Here is a 25302-nt window from a genome sequence, read left to right on the forward strand (position 1 = left end):
AATGAAACACATAAATCAATATCAATGGATACTCATTCTGGGAATCTGTGTATTAATCGGTCTGGTATCACCGCCGGCATGGTCCCAGTCGCCTTCTGCCGAAAATCAAGCTAGCGTGCAGCCCACTGAACCGAAGACCGACCCATCATCCGACTCATTTTTTGAAGATGATTTTTTTGAAGAAGGACCGGCCGGTAAGGCCGTCGCCCCTGTGGCGGATCCATTTTTTTATTTTAATTATGCCATGTATGTGGTCAACGATAACTTATATTATTATGTACTCAAACCCGTTGCCACCGGGTATAAAACCGTGATGCCCACACCGGCCCGAAAGGGGATCCGCAATTTTTTCCATAATCTGATGTTTCCCATCCGGTTTGTAAACAACCTGTTGCAGTGGAAACTGGAACAGGCCTCGGATGAATTCGGAATTTTTCTGGTCAATTCCACTGCCGGAATTCTGGGTTTCAACCAGGTGGCCCAGAAATACCTGGATATGCATACCCAAAAAGAAGATCTGGGCCAGACGCTGGGAACCTATGGCATCAAGGAAGGATTTTATCTGGTTTTACCGGTATTGGGTCCATCCACGCTTCGGGATGCCATCGGCATGGCCGGAGATTATTTCGTGCTGGACCCCATCGACTATGTCTCGCCCTGGGAACTGGAACTGGGACTTGATGTCCTGGACATCATCAACCGGACATCTTTTCGTATCGGTGACTATGAAAGCATGAAAAAAGCGGCACTGGATCCTTATGCGGCGATCCGGGACGCCTATATCCAGAATCGGCGGATGCAGGTCAGCCAATAATCGGGAACAGATCCTTGCGCCGGTGAGGCAGAAAATACCGCATACGATGAGACCGGACATGTGCCAGCTGTTTCGGGTCCAAAGTGACAACATGCAGATGATTATTTTTGGGTAAAGACCGGGAGATCAGTTTCCCGTCCGGTCCGATCACCACGGACAGACCGGGAAATTCCAATCCCGCCCCATTATCCCCGGTCTGGTTCACCGCCGCCACAAACACCCCATTGTCAAATGCCCGGGCCGGCAGGTGCCGCATCCAGGAAGTAAATTTGTCTTGTTGATTCCCCCGGGGAGACGCATGGGGCAAAACAATGAGATCCGCCCCCTGCAATGCCATGGCCGTGGACAGTTCCGGAAAATGGGCATCATAACACAGCTGGATGCCGAATTTGACTCCGCCATGCGCAAATACCGGAATTCGGGTGCCGGGCGTGAAAATTCCCTGTTCATTGGGCGCAATATGCAGTTTCTGATATTTGCCGTAAGGGGTATGGGGGATGAATACCAGATGAGACCCGTAAATCCGCTCATTGATCGTTTCAGCCAGACCGATCAGAATCGCGAGATTCAGTTGATCAGACAGCCGGGCAAAAGTTTGGATCACTTGGGAATCCATGGGTGGGACTTGTTTGGAAAACCGATGATCCGTGCCATACCCGGTAAGCGTCATTTCCGGAAAAATCACCATATCCGCGCCTTTGCGGGCCGCGGTTGAAATAATATCGCAACAGGTGTTGAAATTGTCTTTAAATCGGTTACACAAGCAGGTAACGATGGCCAGACAAAGGGTCACCGGTTTCATAGCTTGAAATTGGCGGAAATTTTAAATACCCGGGTGGCGGGAAGATTCAATATGGGGGAAACCCCGGTCTGGCGGGAAATCTCTTCTAAGGATTCAGCGATCTGATCCCGGGAAGGGGCGATGAATGTGAACCAGATGTTGAACTCATGGTCCCGCATGTAATTGTGAGTGACACCGGCATACATATTGACAGTGCGGGTGAACAGATCGATTTTTTTTTCCGGCACCTTTGCCGTACAAAGGGTGGAATAATAACCTAAACGATCCGGGCTGAAATTACCGCCGATACGCCGGATCACCTGTAAATCCTTCATGGCCTGAATACGCGCGATGAGTTCTTCCTCGGTAAGGTCCAGTTTCTCCGCCAGAACCCTGAACGGACGGGCATCAATGGGAAAATCCAGCTGAATCAGGTTGAGAATGGTTTTGTCGGTCTCGCTGATGGCAGTCATGTATCGATCCTGTAGAAAGGTTTGGGGCCGGGAGGGGATCAGGCTTAATAAAACCGACAATTAAGCAAACCGGATCCCAGGAACTGTAAACGACAAAGGCCCTGTTTTTGTAAAAACAGGGCCTTTAAAAATCGATCAAATCAACCAGCGGCTTATACGCACCCGGTCGGTTTAGGAAGACCAGCCATTTTACAGGCACCTTTGCCGGGGCCGGAGGGAAACAGCTCATAAATGTGTTTGAGCTTGAACTTGGTGAGTTTGGAAAGAACCCGGACCATGGGAGCAATCCCGTTTTTCTCATAATAGTCCTGGAGCACTTTTACCAGCTGCCAGTGCTCATCGGTCATTTCCTCAATCCCTTCCTGGGTTTTCACATACTCCACCCATTCTTCTGAATAGGAATTGTAGTCAAGAAGGAACCCATCCTCATCTACTTCAAATGTTTTCCCGTTAAATTCAATTGTTGCCATGTAAACTTTCCTCCTGTAAATTGTTTTTTTCTATCACATTAAGACATATCCTGTCTTGGCTTCTTAAGGTCAGCCTCGATAATTGAAAACTAAACATATCTCAGCGACCTGTCCTTGTCAATAAAGAATCATATTGAAACATAAAAAATTAAACGCCAACTCCTTTGAATTTAATATTCTTTCGGAGTCTGGTTGATCTCTTCCAGTGTAAACACCGGTCCGTCTTTGCACACCAGTTCCTTGCCGATATTGCAGCGTCCGCACATACCGATGCCGCACTTCATCCGGTTTTCCAGAGACATGATAATCTGATGGGGCTGATACCCCAACTTGGTCAATGCCGGCTGGGTGAACTTGATCATGATAGGCGGTCCGCACACAATGGCGTAGGTGTCTTCATCGGCAACCGGTGCATTGTCCTCCACTACCTGGGGCACAAACCCGGTATGGTACTTCCAGTCGGGATCATCCGTACCATCCACGGTGATGTGCATGTTGATGTCATCGCGTTTTTCCCAGTCAAACAGTTCCTCCCGGTATAACAGCATGCCGGGAGAACGGGCCCCGTAGACCACATCAATGTTTTTGAATTTTTTCCGGTTGGCCGGATCCAGCATATAGACAATGGAGGACCGCAGCGTGGTGAAGGCAAATCCGCCGCCGATGATGACCACATTTTTGTTTTCCAGTTTGTCCCAGGGATACCAGTTGCCCAGAGGTCCTCTGATGCCCATGAGATCCCCTTTCTTCATGTTGTGAAGATGGGTGGTGACCACACCGGTCCGGAAGACCGTGAATTTGACAAATCCCTTTTCCACCGGAGATGAGGCAATGCCGATGGGAATTTCACCCACGCCGGGGATGGACAGTTCAGCAAACTGGCCGGCTTTATAGGCAAACTTTTCTTCATCTTCCGGGTTTACAAATACAAAAGTAAACGTTTTAAGGGATTTATCTTCCGTTGCCACTTCAATATCATCAATGCGAACCGGATACGGCAAATAGGGGTTTTCCATGTGAATTCTCCTTGATGTTCGCTATTTGGTTGTCTCGTAATCGTTCATCCGGTTGCACACCTCCCGGATATCGATGTTCACCGGGCAGGAAGCCACACATCGTCCGCATCCCACGCACATGATTCCCTGGTCATACTTGTCCAGAAAATACTTGAGCTTGTGCATGAACCGCTGTCTGACCCGCTGGACCTTGGTGCCTCTGGGGTTGTGGCCGGAGGCGTGATGGGTGAACAACGAAGACATACAGGTGTCCCAGTTGCGGAACCGCACCGCTGTGTTGTGCCGGGTCTCGTCCTGAATGTCGAAACACCAGCAGGTGGGGCAGACATAGGTACAGGTCCCGCAGTTGATGCAGGAAAATGCCACCTCATCCCAGAAAGGCGCGTCATACAGATCCAGAATGGTTTTTTGGGCCAGCTTATCCGTGGCAACATCCGCCTGGATCTGTTTTTCCGCCTCTTTTCTCAGGACATCGAAAAGGACCTGGCTTTCTTTGGGGTCCGCCGCCGTATCGAACCCGCAGGCTGCGGCCCATTTTTCGCCTTTTTCCGTCAAAATCTTGGCCAGATATTTGTCATCCATATCTGCCATGAGTACGTCCAGGCCTTCTTCACTGAACGGTCCGCTTCCCACGGCCGTTGAAAAGTCACACGGCCCGGGACGGGTCACGCCCAACCCCACAAATGTGGTTGCGTCATACGCCGCACACCAGTATGGGTCTTTATAATCCGGATTGTCAAAATTAAGCTTTACCAGGTGTACGGCTTTGGCATCATAAGGCCGGATGCCCAAAACCACCCGGGGCATGTCATCGGTTTCCACCGGTTTCATGACATGATGATCCTCTTTTGATTCATCCAGAGTGGCGGTCAATATTTTTTCGGTCTGGGGAAACAGCACGGATTTGGCAGACATGACCGTGACAGGGGCATCCATTTTTGGCTGCATATCCGGTGCCAGAGGCTTGATCTGGCAGCCGTTTTCATCTTCAACCGGACCATAGACCCGATAGGTATTCCTGGATTGATCAACCCCCGGGGCCCAGTCTTTTTTATCAATTGTAATGAAATTCATATTCATACCCTTTTTGTTTACTTGATAAAATCATTGGGATCATTGGGGCTGTAAACATCCAGCGGCGGCCGTTTGTCCAGATCCAGGCCGGCTTCCCATCCAAACAGTTCCAACGCGTCCTTGTTCAGCTTGCGCGTGAAATCCCGGACATTGATCCCCATGGGGCAGGCTTCCACACAAGCCCCGCAGTCCGTGCACCGGCCGGCGCAGTGAAAGGCCCGCAGGAAATGAAATGTGGCGACATCGGTATCGTTCTGGCCTTTACCCACCCACTGGGGACCGGATTCATCCACAAAACAGGTGGGGCAGTAGCATAAAGGACAGGCATTCCGACAGGCATAGCACCGGATGCAGTTTTCCGTGAGTTTTTCAAAATAGGCCCATCGGGCATCCGGATCCATGGCAGCGATCCGGTCCACGTCCTCATAAGGCTGATCCAGGGTCTGTTCTTCCACGGGGTCTCCGGCCATCACATCATAGACCGGCGGATTCCGATGGGTGCATACCCGGCAGTTGTGCCGCAGTACATTCGCTTTCTTCACCGTTTCTGTCTTTGAAGCGGATGTGATGGTCAACGTATCGCCGTCTTCTTCAAATCCTGTGATTTCATCCTCAAACAAAGCCGCAATTTTTCGTTTGTCCACCATGCCGGTGCAGGGCACGCCGATGATATAGACCTGTTCCCGGGAAATCTGATTTTCCACGATATGGGTGACCAGATTTCTGGCATCACAGCCTTTGGCCACCACAGCGATTTTTCCCTCTTTTTTTGACAGGCTGTTTTTCGAGACATAATTGGCCAGGTTGAGACCGCATACCGAGTTGAAAACCAGTTTGCCCACATCTTTATCAGAGGTTAAAGCCACCGGCCGGGTGGCCATGGGAATGGAGCCGTCGGCAAATCCGATCACTTTTTCCACTGTGCCCTTGGCCAGCAGGTCCGCACCAATGGCCCTTATTTTTTCAATACAGGTATCCATAGTTCACACCTTTATTTGTTATAATCTTTGACAAATTTTTTGTTGGGGCCCAGGGCTCTGACCTTCTCGGAAATTTCCTTGACCACATCCACGAACTTGGTGGCTTCAGCCGAAGAAATCCAGGAAAAATGGATCCGGTCCCGATCCACTCCCATATGTTCCAGCAGGTTGCCCATCATCGCAAATTTTCTCCGTGCATAATAATTACCATCCAGGTAATGACATTCGCCGGGATGTCACCCGGATACCCACACGGCATCCGCACCTTCCCTGAGGGCGGATAAAATAAATTTCGGGCTCATACGTCCCGAGCAGGGGATCCGGATCACCCGGATGTCCGCCGGGTACTCCATCCGGCTGACCCCTGCCAGATCCGCGGCCCCGTAAGAGCACCAGTTGCACAGAAAACTGACGATTTTTATATTTTTTTCGGTCATGTGATTGTATCTCCTTTAAGCTGTTTCACCCAGGGCAAAAATCTGTGAAAAAATCTGGTTGGTATCAAATCCCCGCAGATGGATGGCACCGGATCGGCAGGATGCCACACACAGGCCGCAGCCTTTGCACAGCACCGCATTGATATCCGCTTTGCCTTCAAACCGGCCTTCGGTCAAAAATGACGGGGCATTGTAGGGACAGATGGATACGCAAACCCCGCAGGCGGAGCATTTCTGCACATCCACGCTGGCAATGGTGCCGGAGGTGAACAAGCTGTCTTTTTTGGCCAACAGGGTCAAAGCCCGGGATGCCGCAGCCCGCCCTTGGGTGATGGCCTCGTTCACGGGTTTGGGATAATGCCCGGAACCCGCCACAAACACCCCGTCCGTGGCAAACTCCGCCGGTCCCAGTTTGGCGTGTTTTTCCACAAAAAAGCCCTCATCATTCAAAGGCACCTTGAAGAAATTGGCCAGGCGTTCATCTTTTCTGGGCACCAGGGCCGTAGCCAGGGTGACCAGATCCGCCTGGATGGTGATGGGCTGGTTTAAAACATGATCCTTGAGTGTCACCGCCACATGGTCTTTTTCCACCTTTACCTGCGGCTTGTCCGTGACTTCATACCGGATGAAGATCACGCCTTTTTCCCGGGCTTTCTTGTACAGCAGTTCCCGTTCCCCATAGGTTCTGATATCCCGGTACAGGATGAACACATTCATGTCCGGATTTTTATCCTTGAGTGCAATGGCATTCTCCACGGAATGGGTACAGCACACTCTGGAGCAGTAGGGACGTTCCGGTTCTCTGGAGCCGACGCACTGGATGAACACAGCCGACTGCACTTGATCCAGTTTCGGGTCGTTTTCCATGAACATTCTGTCCAGTTCCAGGGTGGGGATAATGCGATCATCTTTCCCCAGACCGTATTCTGTGGTCTCCAGGGCCTTGGCACCCGTGGCCAGCACCGCAATGCCGTGTTCCAGTTCCGTGGTTTTTCCATTGGTTTTCAATTTTGAAACAAAATTACCCACAAACCCGTCCACCCCTTCCAGGGTCGTGCTTGTATGTACAACGATTTTGTCGCTGGCCTGAATTTCCTGAATCAGGGCAGACAGATGCTGCTGTACATTTTCGCCCTGAGCGGTTTTCCACAGCTTGAGTGCCTCTCCTCCCAAAGTATCTTTTTTCTCGATAATATGGGTTTCATACCCCTGGGATGCCAGACTTCTGGCCGCGGTCAAGCCGGCCAAACCGCCGCCTACCACCATGACCGAGGCATTGACCTGGATCTTTTCCTCTTTCAGGGGCTGGGCCAGACCGGCTTTGGCAACCGCCATGCGCACCAGGTCCTTGGCTTTTTCCGTGGCAATGTCCGGGTTGTTCTTGTGGACCCAGGAGTTGTGGTTCCGGATATTGGTCATCTCAAACAGGTATTTGTTCAGGCCCGCGCTCTTCAGGGTTTCCTGGAACAGCGGTTCATGGGTTTTGGGGGTACAGGCTGCCACCACAATGCGGTTGAGTCCTTTTTCCCTGATGATCTCCACCATCTTGTCCTGGGCATCCTGGCTGCACGCATAGGTGGTTTCTTCGGCCACGGTCACATAGGGCAGGGTGGCCGCGTATTCGGTCACATGGGGACAGTCCACCACACCCGCGATATTGGAACCGCAGTCACAGATGAACACCCCGATGCTGGGCCGGTCTCCGATCACATTGGTTTCCGGTACCGCAGGAATTTCTTTGGTCAGGGTGTTGCGGACCTCAGCCAGGGCATCACCCGCCGCGGATGCGGCAGCCGATGCATCCAGCACCGATTCCGGAATGTCCTTGGGATTGTTGAACACCCCGGACACATAAATACCGTCCCTGGAGGTGGTCACCGGTTCAAAGGATCCGGTTTTCGCAAACCCGGATTCCGTGAGATCGATGTTGAATTTCTCGGCAAACGCCCGGGTTTCTGCGGAAATTTCCAGACCCACGGACAACACGATCATGTCATAGGTCTCCCGGACGATCTGTCCCATTTCATCAGCATACTGGATGTGCAGATCTCCGGTTTCGTGGTCTTCCACCACGGAATGCACCCGGGAACGGATGAAATTGATGCCGTGTTTGTCTTTTGCGTTCTGGTAGTATTTTTCAAACTCCTTGCCAGGCGTTCTCATGTCCATGAAAAAGATGGAGCAGTCCAGGCCTTTGCCCGCATGTTCCTTGGCAATGATGGCTTCCTTGACCGCATACATGCAGCAGACCGAAGAGCAGTAGGGATTGTCGCATTTATTGACATCTCTGGAGCCCACGCACTGAAACCAGGCGATCTTCTTGGGATCTTTGCGTTTTTGTGCCAGCAGTTTGTCTTTTTTCTTTTTGGGACTGGCAGGAACTTTCGGAAACGTGGTCACATGTCCCATGGTCGGACCGGTGGCGGACAGCATCCGCTCGAATTCCATGGATGTCACCACGTTGGCAAAATTTGCATATTGGTAATTGTCGAACCGGGACGGATCAAACGGCTTGAAACCAGGTGCCAGGATAATGGATCCCGCATCAATGGTGACCGTTTCTTCGGTCATGGTGTAATCGATGGCATCTGCCGGACACACCTCCTGACACGTCCCGCATTTGTCCTTGGTCAGTTTCAGACAGGCAGCCGGATTGATGGCATATTTCAACGGAACTGCCTGGGGATATTCCACATAAATGGCGGTTCGGGTTTTCAAATCCGAGTTATACCCGTCATCAAATTTGCCCGGGCACTTTTCTGTACAGGCCCCGCAGGCAATACAGCGGTCTTCTCTGACATACCGGGGCTTTTTTAGGATTTCCACCTGGAAATTGCCTTTTTCACCGGTGATGTTCTGAACTTCGGAAAGTGTTAACAACTCAATGTTTAAATGCCGGCCGACCTCGACCAGTGTGGGTGAGATTATTCACATGGCACAGTCATTGGTCGGAAAGGTCTTGTCCAGCTGGGCCATGACCCCGCCGATGGACGGGCCTTTTTCCACCAGATAGACATAAAATCCGGAGTTCGCAAGATCCAGTGCCGAGAGCATGCCGGATATACCGCCGCCGATCACCACCACTGATCCGGTTTTTTTTGATTCCATTCTTTGTCTCTCCTGTTTAATTCATATAACAATATCAGCCAAAACAGCCAGCAGATGTTAAGATGACTGTCTTAAATATGTCTTAATGATTTTCCTTTTATTAATTGTTATTAATTAAAAAAGTATGTTATAAAACCATCTGTCAAACATTGTCAACCATTATCGAATAAAACCACAGGCACTGTTGATCCATGAAAAAAATCATTACTGTCTGCGGTCCCACCGGGATCGGAAAAACCGGTTTTGCTATCTTTCTGGCAAAGACATTCAATGGAGAGATCATCGGGGCCGACTCCATGCAGATTTACAAGTACATGGATATCGGCACTGCCAAGCCGGACGCATCCGAACGGGCGAAAGCACTTCATCATCTGGTGGATTTTCTGGATCCGGCAACAGATTTCGATGCCGCGCAATACACACAGATGGCCGGACAGACCATTGATACCATGACACAAAACAACCGGATTCCCATTGTGGCCGGCGGCACCGGCCTGTATATCCGTTCGCTTTTATACGGCCTGTTCCGTTCCAGGCCGGCGTGTCAAAACACCCTGGCCCGGCTGACACAGACGCTGGAAGAAAAAGGCAGTCCATATCTTCACCAACAACTGGATGCATGCGACCCTTCTGCGGCCCGGCGGATCCATCCCCATGACGGATTTCGTATCATTCGTGCCCTGGAAGTATTTCAAACGACGGGCATTCCCATCTCCCAAAGACAGACCCAGCATTCGTTCGCCCATCCTTGTTACCGCAGTCTGACCTTAGGGCTTTACATGGACCGCCATGACCTGTACGAGCGCATCAATCAGCGGGTGGACATCATGATGGCCCAGGGACTTCTCACTGAAGTTCAGGGTCTGGTGAAAAAAGGATATGATCTGAGTCTGAAATCCATGCAGTCCATCGGATACCGCCATATGGGAAAAGTAATCAACCATGAGCTGGATATCGAGACGGCTGTATCGCTTTTGAAACGGGATACAAGGCGATATGCCAAGCGCCAGTTCACCTGGTTTAAAAAAGAACCGGGCATTGTCTGGATTGAGCCCTCGCAAAAGGACCGGGCCGTGGCCCTGGTAAAAGATTTTTTGACATCTCCTTGAAATTTGCCTATATTTCGGCAAGCCATTAACCTTGTTATTTGAAAAAAAGAATGGATATGAAACCCAGACAGTTATTGATGATCCGTTTTCTGGTCGGTATGTCAATCATCGTGCTGATGAGTGCGATGTGGGGGTGCGCTGATAAGCCGTCCCGGACATCATCTCAAGATCCGTCCGCAACAAAAATTCAAATTCCTGGTCCGACTGCGCAAACTGCGGCCCGGGTGGAAACACTGGAAACCAAAGCCATCACGTTGATGCAATCCGGTGAATTGGAAGCGGCGCTTCATGCCTATAACCAGGCACTGGCCCTGAATCCGGAAACACCGCAGAAAAATCGAATCATGAACGGAATCGATCAGGTACTGGCCGAAATGCCCTCGGATTTGATTCAGACTTTTATTGAAACACCGGATCCGGCGGTACCGGAACCCTTGCTGCAATACTGGCTGGGAGTCATCCTTGCCCAGGAAACGAAGTATGCAAAAGCCGTGGACGTGTTGACCCGGTTTATGGATCTTTGGCCGGATCATCCCCGGGTCCCGGAGGCACAGGAATGGGTGGCATGGATCCGGCAGGATCGGTTTAAAAAAGACACCATCGGATGTCTGCTGCCGTTGTCCGGCAAATATGCGATTTACGGCCAGAAAGCGTTGAAAGGCATTCACCTGGCCATTCAGGATCTGGCTGAGGCCCACAACCGCAAATTCAATATTGTCGTCAAAGATACTCAAGGGGATCCGGGTATTGCTGCCGCATGTGTGGATGAGCTGGATCAAGCCAATGTCGCCGGGATTATCGGCCCGCTTCTGGCTGCGGATGAGGCCGGTGCCCGTGCCCAGGAATTGAAGATCCCGCTGATTGCGCTGACCCAGAAACAAGACTTTGCATTGTCTGGAGAGTATCTGTTTTCCAATTTTATCACTCCCGGGATGCAGGTACAGACCCTGGCGGCATATGTATTCAGAACACTGGGCCTGGAAAAGGTCGCCATCCTTTACCCGGATGAGCCTTATGGCAGGCGCTATATGAAACTGTTTTCACAGGCTGCGGCCGAATATGGCGCTGATGTGGTGGGTATGCAGACGTATGACGGCAAAAGCAATGATTTCACGGAACCCGTCCGCAAACTCATAAAACGGTTGAGCCAGCCATCGGATTCATCCGGTTCCGTCATTCTTGAGTTCGAAGCTTTGTTCATACCGGATTCCGCATCCCGGATCAATATGATTCTTCCCCAACTGGCTTTTCATGACGCCCGGGGTATGGTGCTGCTGGGAACCAATCTGTGGCATCACCCAAGTCTGCTGGATCAAACCAAAAGATACAACCAGAATACCATTATCACGGACGGGTATTTTGAACACAGCCAAAAGCCGGCCACGGTCCGGTTCACCCAGCGCTTTTCAAACCTGTACGGCGAATCCCCCGGTTTGCTGGAAGCCATTTTTTATGATACGACCCGGATCCTGATTTCAACCGCCATGGATCCTTTGGTGAATTCCCGGCAGGATCTGAAAGACGCCCTTCTGGAAGAAAGAATATTTGAAGGGGCCACCGGCAGAACGCTTTTCAACAGCAACGGCACTGCCCGTAAAGAGCTGTTTCTGATCACCATAAAAAATGACCGGTTTGTGGAACTGGACCGTTGATCCGGCAGTGACTTATCCGCCGAAGTACACATCCTGACCCGTGGCCTCCAGTACCGACTGCCACAGCCGGCCGTTGGGATCCAGTCGTTTCTGCCGCCCGGCAGACGCTTCCATGGGCACATGCACGTAATGGTTGTTCCAGTAACTGATGAGCAGTTTGGTTTTGCCGGCCATGCCGGCATGGACCGCATCGCGTCCCAGCAGGCCGCAGAATACACTGTCATTGGCGTTGGCTGCCAGACTGCGGATGATATAGGCAGGATCAATATATTTCAGGGAAACATCCAAATTTTTTGACTTGAACCATTGGGTGATTTTATCCTTGAGAAACAGACCGATATCCTGAAGCACGATATTACCGGAAGGATCATATTTTTTTTCCTTTTTTTCGAAAAAATTCTGTCCTGCGCCTTCCGCCACGATCACCACGGCATGGTTCCGGGTTTTAACCCGGTTTTCCAGGGCCTGAAGAAACCCGTTATCCCCATATAGATCAATATCCACTTCCGGGATCAGGACAAAATTGGCATCCTGCTGGGCCAGTGCCGCCGTGGCCGCCAGAAACCCTGAATGACGGCCCATGAGCTTGATCAGCCCGATGCCGTTGGGATAGGCTTCTGCTTCATTATGCGCGCCCTTGATCGCCAGGGTGGCCACATCCACTGCAGAATCGAATCCAAAGGACCGGGATACCAGAAAAATATCATTATCAATGGTTTTAGGGATTCCCACCACCGAGATCTTTAAATTTCTTTTCTCAATCTCTTCGGCAATTTTTTTGGATGCCATCAGGGTGCCGTCTCCCCCCACCATGAACAGAATCCCGATGCTCATGCGTTCCAGACAGTCCACCACCACACCGATATCCTGGCTGCCCCGGGAAGATCCCAGAATGGTTCCGCCTCTGTCCTGAATACCGGCCACGGTTTCAGGCGTGAGATCCAGAATATCGTGACCGTATTCCGGAATGAATCCCTGGAGCCCATGGCGGATGCCATAAATCGTTTTAACATGGTAGATGTGATACAGTTCCAGCACCACGGCCCGAATAATGTCATTGAGGCCCGGACACAGCCCCCCGCAGGTCACAATAGCGCATTTGAGCTTGCTGGGATCAAAATAGGTCTTCTCCCTGGGACCGGCCTGTTCAAAGCTGAGCAAGGCCTGACCGGTATCCATGGCATCTTTGACATATTCCGCCTGAATATCCACGATAATTCGGGATTCATCTGAAATAAAAGAATGCCGCCGCTGGCTTGACCGTGTCACCCGCTTGATGGGAGAAACGATGTTGGCCTTTCCAAGTACCGGAATATCCGTACACAGATCATGGGGTATCATCGACTGCCTCCGTTGAACTTGAAAGATCCCTTACCAAGAATATCATGCAGGTGTAAAATGCCTTCCAGCCGGTTGTCGGCATCAACAATGGGCAGCACGGTGATTTCATATTTTTCCATCAGGTTCAACGCATCGTACAGATACGCGTCCACGCTTGAACAGCGGGGATTTCGGGTCATGACATCGCCGGCCGTCAACCGGTGATAATCTGTGATTCCCCGGGCAATGGCGTGGCGGATATCCCCATCCGTTATAATACCCTGTAATTGCCGGTACCGGTTGAGTACCAGCACAGCTCCCAGGCTGAACCGGTCCATGATCTCCAGAGCGGATGTCATGGGGTCATCCACAAACACACCGGGTGCCTGGTCTGCGGTGAGCATGATTTCACCCACGCGGCTGGCCAGCCGCTGCCCCAGAGCCCCGCCGGGATGAGACCGCATAAAATCGGATTTTTTGAACTTCTTTTTTTCAATCAAAACCACGGCCAGGGCATCTCCCATGGCCAGCTGGGCCGTAGTGGAGGCAGTGGGTGTCATATTAAAAGGACACGCCTCTATTTCAACCCCTGTATCAATGACCAGGTCACAATATCGGGCCATGGTGGATGCCGGATTTCCGGTGAACCCGGCCATGCGGCATCCAATACCCCGGATCACCGGCAACAGCTGATTGAGCTCGCTGGTTTCCCCGCTGTTGGAAATGGCAATGAACACATCATGGGGGCTTACCATGCCCAGATCCCCATGCACGGCTTCCACGGGATGAAGAAACATGGCATTGGTACCGGTACTGCTTAAGGTAGCGGCAATTTTACGGCCGATCAGCCCGGATTTTCCGATGCCGGAGATAATCACCCGTCCCGGTGTATCACAGATATCCTGAACAAGGGTTTCAAAGGCCTGATCCAGTTTTTCCGCCAGGGCTAAAATACCCCGGGCTTCAATTTTCAATACGTCTTTGGCTTTGGATAAAATCATCATTAAAATTTCATGGGGTTATGGTTATTCAATCCATCAATTTATACACCACTCCTCCGATTTTTCCCATAAGAAAAAGATTTTTAAAAAAAATATGCATAAAATGTTGGCCTTTGATTGACATTTGAGCTGTTTTTATGCTATCTGATTGCGGTTAACCATCCGGATTTTAAAAATCTCCAGGAAACCAACAGCCCTGAAACACGTTGCTGACAGGACAATACAGCAGTTTTTCAGGCTTTGATAAATTAAACCCACAAGGATTTAGGAAAAAAGCATCATGATCTGTACAACGATTAGGGAAGGGGAAGACTGTGTATTCATGACAGCCGCCGGCTGCAGCTATAATGAAGGGAACTGCCTGCCGGTCGTGGAGGAATGCATGGGGTGCCAGAGAATGTCTGAATATCCCACGGGCATGTATTGTAAAGCCGCACCGGATCCATCCCTGAAATGGAAAAACGGGTCCTGCAACATGGCCACGCACATCAAAACCACGACGGAAACCAAAAAACAGAAAATCAACCCGATCAAGGCCTCCAAAAGAAGATAGTTGTTTTTTGACCGCATTTTACAAAACTCTGTGGTTTTTCATCTTCAAAAGAAAGCCGCAGAGTTTTTTTTTGATTTTTTGCGAGGAGTCTGCCCATGAACGCGATTGCAAAAGAATTGAACGCCATTGTATCCCAGGCCAATCCCCATGTTTTTGATATGCTGTCCGATATGGGAAAAGCCCTTTTTTTCCCGAAAGGCATCCTCAGCCAGAGCGCGGAAGCCAAAGCCCGGGCCCATAAAATCAACGCCACCATCGGGATTGCCAAACAGGGCGGCCATGTTTTGAACCTGCCTGCCGTGACCCGGTATATATCGGGTATCGAACCGGACGAATATCTGCCGTATGCCCCGTCTTTCGGACTTCCCGGGCTTCGGGAACAGTGGAAAAAAGACCTGTATGAAAAAAATCCGTCCCTGGCCGGAAAAGAGATCAGCCTGCCCGTAGTTACCTCGGGCATCACCCACGGCGTTTCCGTGGTTTCAGACATGTGGGTGAACCAGGGAGATGTGATCGTGCTGCCGGACATGATGTGGGGCAACTACAACATGACTTTTACGGTGCGCAATCAGGCCAAAATCGTTCATTACAAGGCTTTTGATGATGCATTGACACAATTTAACATCGATGATTTTGAATCCGTGATAACGGCTGAAGCGGCCAGAAACGATAAAATTATCACCATACTCAATTTTCCCCACAATCCAAGCGGGTACTCGCTGAGCCGACAGGAAGCCGACCGGGTGGCAGAGATTTTGCTGACCATCGCACAATCCGGCACCCATGTGGTGGCGGTCTGTGATGATGCCTATTTCGGACTGTTTTTTGAAGAAGAAACCAGCAAAGAATCTTTGTTTGCCAAACTGGCCGGCAAACATGAACGACTGGCCGCCATCAAACTGGACGGTGCCACCAAAGAAGATTATGTCTGGGGATTCCGGGTGGGATTTATCACTTACGGCATGACGGCAGCAGACCCGGCAATGATGAATCACCTGAATCAGTCCCTGGAAAAAAAGACGGCCGGCTGCATCCGGGGCAATATTTCCAACGCGTCCCACCTGGGTCAGACAATTTTGCTCAAAGCCATGGCAGATCCGGAATATCACCCGCAGAAACAGGAAAAATTCAATCTGCTCCAACAGCGGGCCGCCAGAATTAAAACCGTTCTGAAGGACCCGGCATACCGGTCCGGATTTGACGTATATCCGTTCAATTCCGGTTATTTCATGTGCATCCGACTCAAAGATGTGGATGCGGAACAACTGCGGCTCCATTTGCTCGACAAATACGGGGTCGGCCTGATCGCCATTGGCGACCGCAACATCCGTGTGGCGTTTTCCTGCCTGGAGGAAACAGATGTAAAACCGTTGTTCGATATTGTCATGCAGGGCATCAGTGATCTGCGCGCCGTCTGATGCAAAAAAGGACTTTTAAGGAACATGGGATCATTTGACGTCAAAGTCGCCTTCAAGTGGTTGTTGAATTTTGTTCTCATCGGCATGATTGCCGGTTTGGGCGCCGTGATTTTCCATTACCTTTGCGGCCTGGGCATGCATTATTTTCTGGACATGATGGCCGGATACCGGCCGGATGCCCCGGCAGGTGAGCATGCGCTCCTGCCTTCCACCACCACCCCGTTCAACCGATGGATGCTTCTGATTCTGCCGGCTTTAGGCGGACTGTTTTCCGGCTGGCTGGTGTACACCTTTGCGCCGGAGGCCGAAGGCCACGGCACAGATGCGGCCATTGACGCATACCACAATAAAGGCGGTAAAATCCGGAGCCGGATCCCCTTTATCAAGACCATTGCTTCCACCATCACGCTGACCACGGGCGGGTCCGGGGGCAGGGAAGGGCCCATCGCCCAGATCGGTTCCGGGTTCGGGTCGTTTCTGGCCACAAAACTCAATTTATCGGAACGGGAACGCCGCATCATGATGGCCGCCGGTATCGGTGCCGGAGTGGGCAGTATTTTCCGGGCACCGCTGGCAGGGGCCCTGTTTGCGGCTGAAGTGTTGTACCGGGATCCGGATTTTGAATCGGAAGTCATCATTCCGGCCGGTATTTCTTCAGTGGTGGCCTATTGTATGTTCTGCCTTGTTTATGGATGGGGATCTTTGTTTGATTCTCCGGGGTTCAAGTTTCAAAATCCATTGGAGTTAGGCCCTTATATCTTGCTGGCAGGGGTTCTGGTGGTGTTTGGGTATATCTATGTCAAAGTGTTTTACGGCCTGGTGGAATTTTTCAAAAAACTCAAGGTTCCCAATCATATCAAACCTGCCATCGGCGGGTTGTGTACCGGGATCATCGGTTTTTTTCTGCCCTATACCCTGGCTTTCGGATATGGTATGGCCCAGAATGCCATTTTCAATCAGGTGGCCATCTCCACGCTGATTGCGCTGGCCATCGGCAAAATTTTCACCACATCGTTTTCCATCGGTTCCGGAGGCAGCGGTGGGGTGTTTGGCCCTTCCGTGGTCATTGGCGGGGCTTTGGGCGGAGCGGTCGGTAAAATTTTTCATCTTTTGATCCCTTCCATTGTTACCCATCCGGGGTCGTTTGTGATTGTCGGAATGGCCGGTTTTTTCACCGCCGTTTCCAACACACCGATTTCCACCATCATCTTTGTCAGCGAGATGACCAATTCCTATCATCTGCTGTTACCCAGCCTGCTGGTATGTTCTTTGTGTTACCTGTTGTCCCAGCGATTCACCATATTCAAAAATCAGGTCAAATCCCGGGTGGATTCGCCGGCCCATGCCGGAGAATTCATGATGGATATCCTCCAGACCATGAAAGTGGGCAATCTGGATCATCTGATCAAAAAAGTTCAGTGTGTCAGTGAAAACATGTCTTTTTCCGAATTCAAAACCCTTTTTCAGATTACCAAGCAGCATTATTTTCCCGTGCTGAACGCCAACGGGGAGTTCACCGGCATTTTTTCATCCAACGACATCCGGGAAGTGATTTTCACCATTCATATCGAAGATCTGGTGGTAATGAAAGATATCATGATATCGGATCTGATCACCACCACCCCTGCCCAAGACCTGAACACGGTACTGCATAAACTCACGCAGAAAAACATTGATGCACTGCCGGTGGTGAATGAAACCAATCCCAAAGAACTGATCGGTCTGATCTACCGGCGGGATATCATCGCCCATTACAATCAGCACATTCAAGGAATCCGGGCGGCACACTCAACGAATCAGAATTCCGATCCGGCGTGATTCACCCATAGTTCACCTGTTTGAGAAACAATCCTTTAGCCGGCGCGGTTGCCCCGGCCCAAGACCGGTCTTTTGCCGCCAGAATCTGTTCAAACATGGCAGGGGTCACTTTTCCAAACCCTGCATCCACCAGTGTTCCCATCAGATTCCGAACCATGTTTTTTAAAAATCCATTGGCGCAGACCCTGAATACCAGCCGGTCATCGTCCAGCCGGTCCATCCGTGCCATGAACACCGTCCGGACAGTGGATTTTCTGGGAGATCCCGCATTTTCAAATGATTTGAAATCATGGGTGCCGCATATCGATTCACAGCACTGGTTCATCATGGCCATATCCAATGAACGGTGAATGTGCCAGACATAATTTTTGCCGACGGCACAGGGGGTTTCCCGGTTCAGAATATAATAGTGGTATTCCTTGGAAACCGCAGAATATTGTGCATGAAATGTATCAGGCACCCGGTGGCATGCTGTTAAGACAATGGGAAGTTTCATCAGGCTGTTAACCCCTTTTTTCAGCATCTGGGACGGCAGGGCTGTGTCTGCACAAAAAGAGGCCACCTGGCCCAATGCATGGACCCCGGCATCGGTGCGACCGGAGCCGGCAAGGGTGACGGGCTGGTTGAGTATCCTGGATAATACTTTTTCCAGCTCTCCTTGAACGGTGATGTTTTCCGGTTGCCGCTGCCATCCGGAAAACCCGGTACCGTCATACTCGATGATCAGTTTAAAGGTCTGGATCATGACCGGTATCAGATGACGAAACTTTGGCCAGATCGGCGTTGGCTCCCCGGATCTGACGGGCCAGATTGCGGGCGGTTTCAGGACCCAGAATTCGGGCATAGTTCAGATAAAAGTCCTTGTATACCCGGGCAATGGCAGGTTTGAGTGCCAGCCCTTTGTCAGTCGGAAAAATGGCAATGGTTTTGCCGTGTTTTTTCCTTTTCACCAGTTTCTTTTTGGCCAGAGCGTCAATGAACCGGGTGATGGTGGACGGGGTCAGCTGTAATAAGATGCCCAGTTTCTTGGGATTGATGCCGGGATTATCATACAGAATTAAAAGAAACGACGCATGGGCCGGAGAAAGTTTCAACGGAGCAAACCCGGCTTCCGCCATTTTCAGCAGTTGCCGTGAAAACGCGTTAACACTGTAAAAAAGGCAGTCTTCCAGAAAATGCAGGGAATCATCCCCGTGGGATATATCATCAACCATGGTCACTCAGATCGTCGGCAAACCGTTTTTGAATCTTTTTGACTGCGGCGGCATTTTCAATCAGTACCCGGATGCAGTCCGGGTTCAGTTTGGTGCCGGACAATTGCATCAGTTCTTTAAATGCCGCCGCGTTACTCCAGGCCGGTTTATAGGAACGGTGGCTGGTCAGTGCGTCAAAAATATCAGCCACGGAAACGATCTGGGTTTCAATGGGAATTTCATCTTTTTTTAACTGATTGGGGTATCCTTTGCCGTCAATGGTTTCATGGTGGGACCCGGAAATGTTTCTCAGCAAAGAAAGCTGATCAAAGGTTGCAACCCCCAGATAACCGGCAATGGTGTCGATAATTTCCCTGCCTTTGGTGGAATGGGTCTGCATGATCTGCCATTCTTCTTCATCCAGCCTGCCGGGTTTGCGAAGAATGCGGTCCGGTATACCGATTTTGCCGATATCATGCAACGGTGCAAACATGAACAAATGTTCAATGGTTTCATCTGTCAGGCCGGGATGTCCTTGTTTGGCCAATTCCCGGGCAATGAGCCGGGTGTACCGGGCCATACGTTCCAGATGATTCCCGGTTTCCGGATCTTTGTAACTGACCAGACTCAGGCAGGAACGGAACGCCCCCACCAGCATCTGGGTGGCTTGCAGCTTATTGACCACCAGGGAATTGATCAGCTGGGCATACAGATCCAGTTTTGCCAGATCCAGCGTTTTGAATACATTTTTTTGGTATGCATTGAAAAACAACATTCCGATAAAGGTTGTTTCATCAAAAAGCGGCGCTGAATAGCTGGCCTGATATCCATTGGCTGCAATTTTTTGAGTGTGTTCATGGGTGCCGTTATTGAATACTGCCATATCATTCACTACCCGGTTTGTTTTCCGGGTCTTGATTTCCATCAAAGACGGTGCGTTTTCCATCAGGCATTCATAAAACTGAAACGGCCGGTCTTCTTTTGCACTTTGAACAAAGGTTTTCAATGTGTTCATCTTTGTATCGAACAGGGCGACGGCAACCCGGTGGATATAAGGAAAATCCTGCTGTATCATCTGATGCAGGCCCTGGATTTTTTTACTCAGTGAAACTGATTTGTACAGGTCTTTGTATCGGCCGGGGGCCAGAATGATATCTTCCATTAAATTGTGTCCGTTTTTCGTCAAGTAGTTCCTTTGATCACATCTGACAAAGGTTTTGGTTGACTATAATAGTATCCCTGGGCATAATCAACACCCAGTTGTTTTAATTGTTCGGTAATGGCCTTGTTTTCGGCGAATTCAGCCACCACTTCAATGTTCCGGACCTTTGCGGAATGTATCATCCCCTGCATATCTGTTTTCAGATATGGATCCTTCAGAATTTTTTTTACATAGCTGCCGTCGATTTTGATGATATCCATGGGGAGCCGGGAAAAGCTCTGATAGTTGGAATAACCGATGCCAAAATCATCAAACGCGGTCTTGCATCCCAGTTTTTTCAGACGTCTTACCAGATCCAATGCCACGTCATTGTCCTTGATCTCAGCGGTTTCAGTGAATTCAAAACAAAACTTTCCCGGATCGATACCGCTGGCCCTGATCGTTTTTTCTATGAACGCATATGTGCCTTCCCGGGACACGGACAGGCCGGACAGGTTGATGGAGCAAAGGGACAGGCAAGCCACGTGGCCGGGATGTTTTTGCAGTGTGGCCATGGTGTGTTCGATCACGTATCTGTCAACGTCAACTGCCAGCCCCAGTACTTCGGCAGCCGGAATGAACAGTTCCGGAGACAAAAGATTTCCCTTGGGATCCAGTATTCTGGAAAGCACTTCATAATGGGCACGGTTATTGTCAATGGTCCGGGCATATGGACTGATGGGAACGATCTGCTGGGCAAAAAGGATGAGCCGCCTTTGTTGAAGTGCTTCCCGGATGATGCGTTCCAGCCCCAGATAGCCAGGCCCTTCATCCAGCACGGTTTCAATTTTATTCCGCCCTTTTTTTTTGGCCAGACTGCATGCATGGGCTGCCAGAGATGCGGCATTGTGCAGTCTGGTGTCCCGGGTGATTGGGGTCACTCCCTGGCTGATACTGGTAAAAAAAGGGGATTCTTCAGTCCGAAGATTCAAAGTGATGAACGATTCCTTCAAGCGCCTGGCCAGTGCCAAAGCACCGTCCACCGAAGTGTCAGAAAGATACAAGATAAACTGATCTCCCAGAAACCGGGCAGTGACAATATCTTTGGGCCGGGTTCCTTTTTGCCGGATCTGATTGAGCAGCCAGTTGGCAATTCTTTTCAATGCCCGGTCACCGGCCATTTGGGACCCATAGGTGATGGTTCTGAAATAATCCACATCCAGAAATAACATGGCAGCCTGGTAACCCTTTTTATCTGCAAGGGCATTTTTCTTTGTTTCGGTGACCGTTTTTTCAAACTGGTGCCAGGTCATCAATCCGGTCAGCGGATCGTAGGATGCCTGATTTTTCAGCTTTTGATGCAGGTTGAACTGTTTGGTGTTGTCGGAAATAATGGCCAGAAACCCCAAAAGATCATCGGAATCAGACCAGATCTCATTGATGGTCAGGGTAATGGGCAGGTTGCATCCATTTTTGTCCACCAGAGCGAACGGGATATCATCATTATGGTGAAGGGGCTCGGCACTGGGAAACGTCTTCTGAATTCCGATCAGATTTGATCGGGTGACAACCTCCATCTTCCGGTGGCTGACATAGTCTTGAAATTTTTCTTCATGATTTTTTTGAAAATCTTTCTGGAGTATGACTTCAACCTTTCGGCCGATGAGGTCGGTTTCCGTGTAACCTAAAACAGCGGTCACTCCTTTATTCATTCTCCGGATAATTCCTTGATGATCCACCACCAGGATCGCATTGGTCTCAAGTTCGCCGATGGCATTAAGAATATCTTCGGTTTGAATCTGCACGTGAAAAATCCCATGGAAAATAATTTATGAAAAAAATTCTCTTTTTTCCCAGTCCCTTGTGACAGGCTATCATATATGAAGATACCGGCAACTGAAGTCAGATGCTTTCTGTTTTAATGAATACCAGTGAAAATAATCCTTGTCAATCCATTTACACCATCCGTCACCAAGGCTATAATTCGTTATTTTCAAATATGGACGGGTCAAAAAAGGTGGTTGAAATGAAAGGGTTTGCGTTTGCCGGTATCCATGCGGGGATCAAAAAAAACGGGATCAAAGATCTGGGATTGATCCTTTGTGAAAAGCCGGCCACGGCCGCAGCAGTGTTCACCAGAAACCAGGTCCGGGCCGCTCCGGTGATCCTGGGTCAGCAAATGATACAAAAAGGGGTCTGTCAGGCCGTGCTGGCAAACTCCGGCAATGCCAACTGCTTTACCGGTGAGCAGGGCATTGAAGATGCCCGCCGCACGATTCGGATCGTGGCAGATACTTTCGGGATTCCCCGGGATCTGGTCATGGTGTCTTCCACCGGGGTGATCGGGGCTCCGCTGCCCATGGAAAAATTTGAAACCGGGATACCGCAGCTGAAAACACAGATCCACACCGGGACCCTGGCGGATTTTGCCGCTGCCATTCTCACCACGGATCTTAGCACCAAAATCGTTGAGATGACCGCAGATATGGACACGGACCAGGGCCGCCGGACCATTACCATGAAAGGGGTGGCCAAGGGATCCGGCATGATCCGGCCGGACATGGCCACCATGCTGGCCTATGTGCTCACCGATGCCCATATCAGCGCTTCAGATCTGAAGCAGGCATTGACATCAGCCTGTGATAAAACCTTTAACCGCATCAGTGTGGACGGAGACACATCCACCAACGATACCCTGCTGTGCCTGGCCGGAGGTACGGGCAATGCCCATATCACCGACGATGCCTCCCGGGCCGTGTTTCAGGATTTGCTGGAAAAGGTCTGCCTGGATCTGGCCACCTGGATTGTCAGAGACGGGGAGGGGGCCACCAAACTGGTACAGATCACAGTGAAAGGCGCTGCCACAAAGCAGGATGCGTTCAAGGCGGCAGAAGCCATTGCCCATTCCAACCTGGTCAAGACCGCTGTTTATGGAGAAGATCCCAACTGGGGACGGATCACGGCGGCTGCCGGCCGGTCCGGAGCCAGAGTGGATCCGGACCGGATGGATCTGTTTTTTGATACCGTGGCCCTGGTCCTTCAGGGAAAATGGCAGGGGAAAGCAGCGGAAAAACAAGCCGCAGAAATCATGAAAGCCTCCGAAATCTCCATGACCCTGGATCTGAATCTGGGGGACCATACAGATCAATTTCTGTTCTGTGATTTCAGTGAAAATTATGTCAAAATCAATGCCGACTACCGGTCCTGATCCTGAAAACCAGCCCATGCGGTTGCAGAAATTTCTGGCCCGGGCCGGGGTATGTTCCCGGCGGGCGGCCGAAGATTTGATTGTCAACGGCCGTATCCGGATCAACGGAAACCGGGTCATCACCCTGGGCACCAAGGTTACTCCCGGAACGGATATGGTTCAGTTTGACAACATCCGGGTAAGCCTGCCCCAGCAAAAAGCATTCATCTATATTGTCGTCAACAAACCCGTGGGCGTGGTCACCTCCTGTGCCAGAAAACACGGGGACAAAATCATTCTGGACCTGGTACCCCTGCCGGACCGGATTTTTCCGGTGGGACGGCTGGACAAGGATTCCCAGGGACTGGTGCTGCTCACCAATGACGGGGACCTGCACAACAAACTGTCCCATCCCTCTCACAACCATGAAAAAGAATACAAAGTGACCACGGTCCATCCGGTCAAAGACACGGACCTGGCGGCCATGGCCAAGGGTATGATCCTTCAGGGAAAAAAAACCCGGAAAGCCCGGGTTAAAAGAATTTCCGACACACAGTTCATCCTGGTGCTCAAACAGGGGCTGAACCGCCAGATCCGAAAGATGGTGGGCAAAACCGGAAACCGGGTCGCTGTGCTGGAACGGATCCGCATGGCCAATGTGACTTTAGGAAATCTCGCTCCCGGGGCCTGGCGTTACCTGACCCCGGAAGAAATCAAAGGGCTAACCCAGTGACCGGATCCCGATGGCGGACCGGATCTTTTGCAGAAACGGCACGGAAAAGGCTCTGGCTTTTTCCGCCCCTTTGGCCAGAATCTCTTCAATATCTTTTGAATTTTTGATCAACTCATTATACCGTTGCCGGGGCTCGGCCAAAATGGCGTTGATATACTCGAACAATTCCTGTTTCATCACCCCCCAGGCGATCCCCTCCCGGTAGCGGTCCGCCATGGCACGGGTTTCCTCTTGAGCGGCAAAGGCGCGATAAATGGAGAACAAGGTACAGGTATCCGGGTCTTTGGGTTCATCCGGGCCCAGAGAATTGGTCTGGATCTTCATGATCATTTTGCGCAATTTTTTTTCCGTGTCAAACAGCGGAATAAAATTGTTGTAGCTTTTGCTCATTTTCCGGCCGTCCAGACCGGACAGGACGGCGGTATTGTCATCCACCACCACCTCGGGCAAAACAAACAGATTTTCATACACATGATTGAACCGGGCCGCGATATCTCTGGTCATCTCCAGATGCTGAATCTGGTCTTTTCCCACCGGAACCTTGCCGGCGTTGAACATCAGAATGTCGGCCGCCATGAGAATGGGGTATGAAAACAATCCCATGGTAATGGCCTGGTCCGGGTCTTTTTTTCCGTCGGCTTCATTTTCCTGAACCTTTGCCTTGTAGGCATGGGCCCGGTTCATGAGACCTTTGGCGGTAAGACACGTGAGAATCCAGGTCAGTTCCGGGATTTCAGGGATATCCGACTGCCGGTAGAACACGCAGTTGTCATGATCCAAACCCAGGGCGATCCAGGCGGCGGCGATCTCCAGCGTGGACTGCTGCCGTTTTTCTGGATCATGATTTTTGATCATTGAGTGGTAGTCTGCCAGAAAATAATATGAGGTCAGATCCGGATTTTTGCTGGTGGCCACGGCCGGCCGGATGGCTCCTACGAAATTACCTAAGTGCGGGGTGCCGCTGGTGGTGATGCCGGTCAGAAAATCTGCATTTTTCATTCAATTGTCTTTCATCATCAAAAAT

The 25302-nt window shown here is 50.7% G+C and carries 23 protein-coding genes; 8 read left to right on the forward strand and 15 right to left on the reverse strand.

The window, feature by feature from the left end; genetic code table 11:
- Position 1: 1 nt before the first annotated feature.
- On the forward strand, positions 2–814 hold the full coding sequence (locus tag K365_RS0110570) for an MlaA family lipoprotein (RefSeq protein ID WP_024334527.1): 813 nt from the start codon (positions 2–4) through the stop codon (positions 812–814).
- Here the strand turns inward: K365_RS0110570 and K365_RS0110575 are convergent.
- The 8 genes from K365_RS0110575 to K365_RS0110615 all read right to left on the reverse strand — a co-directional run bounded on the left by K365_RS0110575 (position 804) and on the right by K365_RS0110615 (position 9153).
- The gene (locus K365_RS0110575) at positions 804–1616 is read right to left on the reverse strand and encodes a nitrilase-related carbon-nitrogen hydrolase (RefSeq protein WP_024334528.1); all 813 of its coding nucleotides are present in this window, start codon (positions 1614–1616) and stop codon (positions 804–806) included. The two genes, K365_RS0110570 and K365_RS0110575, sit on opposite strands and share 11 nt — an antisense overlap.
- Positions 1613–2068 carry a siroheme decarboxylase subunit alpha gene (gene ahbA / locus K365_RS0110580; RefSeq protein ID WP_006966490.1) on the reverse strand — a complete coding sequence of 152 codons (456 nt, stop codon included), beginning with the start codon at positions 2066–2068 and terminating at the stop codon, positions 1613–1615. The genes K365_RS0110575 and ahbA overlap by 4 nt, the downstream gene beginning before the upstream one ends.
- A gap of 152 nt (positions 2069–2220) precedes the next feature.
- Positions 2221–2538, reverse strand: a complete 318-nt coding sequence (locus tag K365_RS0110585) for a TusE/DsrC/DsvC family sulfur relay protein (RefSeq protein ID WP_006966491.1) — start codon at positions 2536–2538, stop codon at positions 2221–2223.
- A 170-nt stretch (positions 2539–2708) separates the two neighbouring features.
- On the reverse strand, positions 2709–3554 hold the full coding sequence (locus K365_RS0110590; RefSeq protein WP_006966492.1) for an FAD/NAD(P)-binding protein: 846 nt from the start codon (positions 3552–3554) through the stop codon (positions 2709–2711).
- A gap of 21 nt (positions 3555–3575) precedes the next feature.
- A complete protein-coding gene (locus K365_RS0110595) occupies positions 3576–4628 on the reverse strand; it encodes a 4Fe-4S dicluster domain-containing protein (protein WP_024334529.1) in 1053 nt (350 codons plus the stop codon).
- A gap of 17 nt (positions 4629–4645) precedes the next feature.
- Positions 4646–5608: a 4Fe-4S dicluster domain-containing protein gene (locus tag K365_RS0110600; protein WP_024334530.1), complete on the reverse strand. Its 963-nt coding sequence runs from the start codon at positions 5606–5608 to the stop codon at positions 4646–4648.
- 11 nt (positions 5609–5619) lie between these two features.
- Complete coding sequence (locus K365_RS27245; RefSeq protein ID WP_152427662.1) at positions 5620–6045, reverse strand: hydrogenase iron-sulfur subunit; 426 nt, start codon at positions 6043–6045, stop codon at positions 5620–5622.
- 15 nt (positions 6046–6060) lie between these two features.
- Positions 6061–9153, reverse strand: coding sequence for a CoB--CoM heterodisulfide reductase iron-sulfur subunit A family protein (locus K365_RS0110615; RefSeq protein WP_156887708.1), 3093 nt, complete (start codon positions 9151–9153; stop codon positions 6061–6063).
- A 191-nt stretch (positions 9154–9344) separates the two neighbouring features.
- Between K365_RS0110615 and miaA the strand changes: the two genes are divergently transcribed.
- Both miaA and K365_RS0110630 read left to right on the forward strand, forming a co-directional pair.
- A complete protein-coding gene (gene miaA, locus K365_RS0110625; protein WP_024334532.1) occupies positions 9345–10262 on the forward strand; it encodes a tRNA (adenosine(37)-N6)-dimethylallyltransferase MiaA in 918 nt (305 codons plus the stop codon).
- 56 nt (positions 10263–10318) lie between these two features.
- Positions 10319–11914 carry a penicillin-binding protein activator gene (locus tag K365_RS0110630; protein WP_024334533.1) on the forward strand — a complete coding sequence of 532 codons (1596 nt, stop codon included), beginning with the start codon at positions 10319–10321 and terminating at the stop codon, positions 11912–11914.
- Between the two features lie 12 nt (positions 11915–11926).
- Here the strand turns inward: K365_RS0110630 and K365_RS0110635 are convergent, their stop codons facing one another.
- Both K365_RS0110635 and K365_RS0110640 read right to left on the reverse strand, forming a co-directional pair.
- Positions 11927–13255 (reverse strand): ATP-dependent 6-phosphofructokinase, encoded by a 1329-nt coding sequence (locus K365_RS0110635; protein WP_024334534.1) that lies wholly within the window; start codon positions 13253–13255, stop codon positions 11927–11929.
- Positions 13252–14238 (reverse strand): KpsF/GutQ family sugar-phosphate isomerase, encoded by a 987-nt coding sequence (locus tag K365_RS0110640; RefSeq protein WP_029725163.1) that lies wholly within the window; start codon positions 14236–14238, stop codon positions 13252–13254. The genes K365_RS0110635 and K365_RS0110640 overlap by 4 nt, the downstream gene beginning before the upstream one ends.
- Positions 14239–14515: 277 nt before the next feature.
- Between K365_RS0110640 and K365_RS0110650 the strand changes: the two genes are divergently transcribed.
- From K365_RS0110650 to K365_RS0110665, 3 genes are all read left to right on the forward strand, one after another.
- Positions 14516–14788: a PxxKW family cysteine-rich protein gene (locus tag K365_RS0110650; RefSeq protein WP_006966503.1), complete on the forward strand. Its 273-nt coding sequence runs from the start codon at positions 14516–14518 to the stop codon at positions 14786–14788.
- Between the two features lie 95 nt (positions 14789–14883).
- The gene (locus K365_RS0110660) at positions 14884–16206 is read left to right on the forward strand and encodes an aminotransferase class I/II-fold pyridoxal phosphate-dependent enzyme (RefSeq protein WP_024334536.1); all 1323 of its coding nucleotides are present in this window, start codon (positions 14884–14886) and stop codon (positions 16204–16206) included.
- Between the two features lie 24 nt (positions 16207–16230).
- Complete coding sequence (locus K365_RS0110665; RefSeq protein ID WP_024334537.1) at positions 16231–18024, forward strand: chloride channel protein; 1794 nt, start codon at positions 16231–16233, stop codon at positions 18022–18024.
- A gap of 1 nt (position 18025) precedes the next feature.
- On the opposite strand, the gene truA is transcribed toward K365_RS0110665, so the two are convergent.
- The 4 genes from truA to K365_RS0110685 are packed head-to-tail and all read right to left on the reverse strand — an operon-like array spanning position 18026 to position 22163.
- Entirely contained in the window at positions 18026–18769 is a 744-nt protein-coding gene (gene truA / locus K365_RS0110670) for a tRNA pseudouridine(38-40) synthase TruA (protein WP_006966506.1), read from the reverse strand.
- On the reverse strand, positions 18753–19238 hold the full coding sequence (locus tag K365_RS0110675) for a MarR family winged helix-turn-helix transcriptional regulator (RefSeq protein ID WP_024334539.1): 486 nt from the start codon (positions 19236–19238) through the stop codon (positions 18753–18755). The genes truA and K365_RS0110675 overlap by 17 nt, the downstream gene beginning before the upstream one ends.
- On the reverse strand, positions 19231–20379 hold the full coding sequence (locus K365_RS0110680) for an HD domain-containing phosphohydrolase (RefSeq protein ID WP_024334540.1): 1149 nt from the start codon (positions 20377–20379) through the stop codon (positions 19231–19233). Before K365_RS0110680 ends, K365_RS0110675 begins: the two co-directional genes overlap by 8 nt.
- Positions 20380–20399: 20 nt before the next feature.
- Positions 20400–22163, reverse strand: a complete 1764-nt coding sequence (locus K365_RS0110685) for a sensor domain-containing phosphodiesterase (RefSeq protein ID WP_024334541.1) — start codon at positions 22161–22163, stop codon at positions 20400–20402.
- Positions 22164–22384: 221 nt separating this feature from the next.
- On the opposite strand from K365_RS0110685, the gene argJ reads away from it, so the two are divergent.
- Positions 22385–23566 (forward strand): bifunctional glutamate N-acetyltransferase/amino-acid acetyltransferase ArgJ, encoded by a 1182-nt coding sequence (gene argJ, locus K365_RS0110690; RefSeq protein ID WP_024334542.1) that lies wholly within the window; start codon positions 22385–22387, stop codon positions 23564–23566.
- Positions 23547–24278 (forward strand): pseudouridine synthase, encoded by a 732-nt coding sequence (locus K365_RS0110695; RefSeq protein ID WP_051147833.1) that lies wholly within the window; start codon positions 23547–23549, stop codon positions 24276–24278. The genes argJ and K365_RS0110695 overlap by 20 nt, the downstream gene beginning before the upstream one ends.
- On the opposite strand, the gene trpS is transcribed toward K365_RS0110695, so the two are convergent.
- Positions 24267–25277: a tryptophan--tRNA ligase gene (gene trpS, locus K365_RS0110700; RefSeq protein ID WP_024334544.1), complete on the reverse strand. Its 1011-nt coding sequence runs from the start codon at positions 25275–25277 to the stop codon at positions 24267–24269. The genes K365_RS0110695 and trpS overlap by 12 nt on opposite strands.
- Positions 25278–25302 lie beyond the last annotated feature (25 nt).

Source organism: Desulfotignum balticum DSM 7044 (genome assembly GCF_000421285.1).
Lineage (GTDB): Bacteria > Desulfobacterota > Desulfobacteria > Desulfobacterales > Desulfobacteraceae > Desulfotignum > Desulfotignum balticum.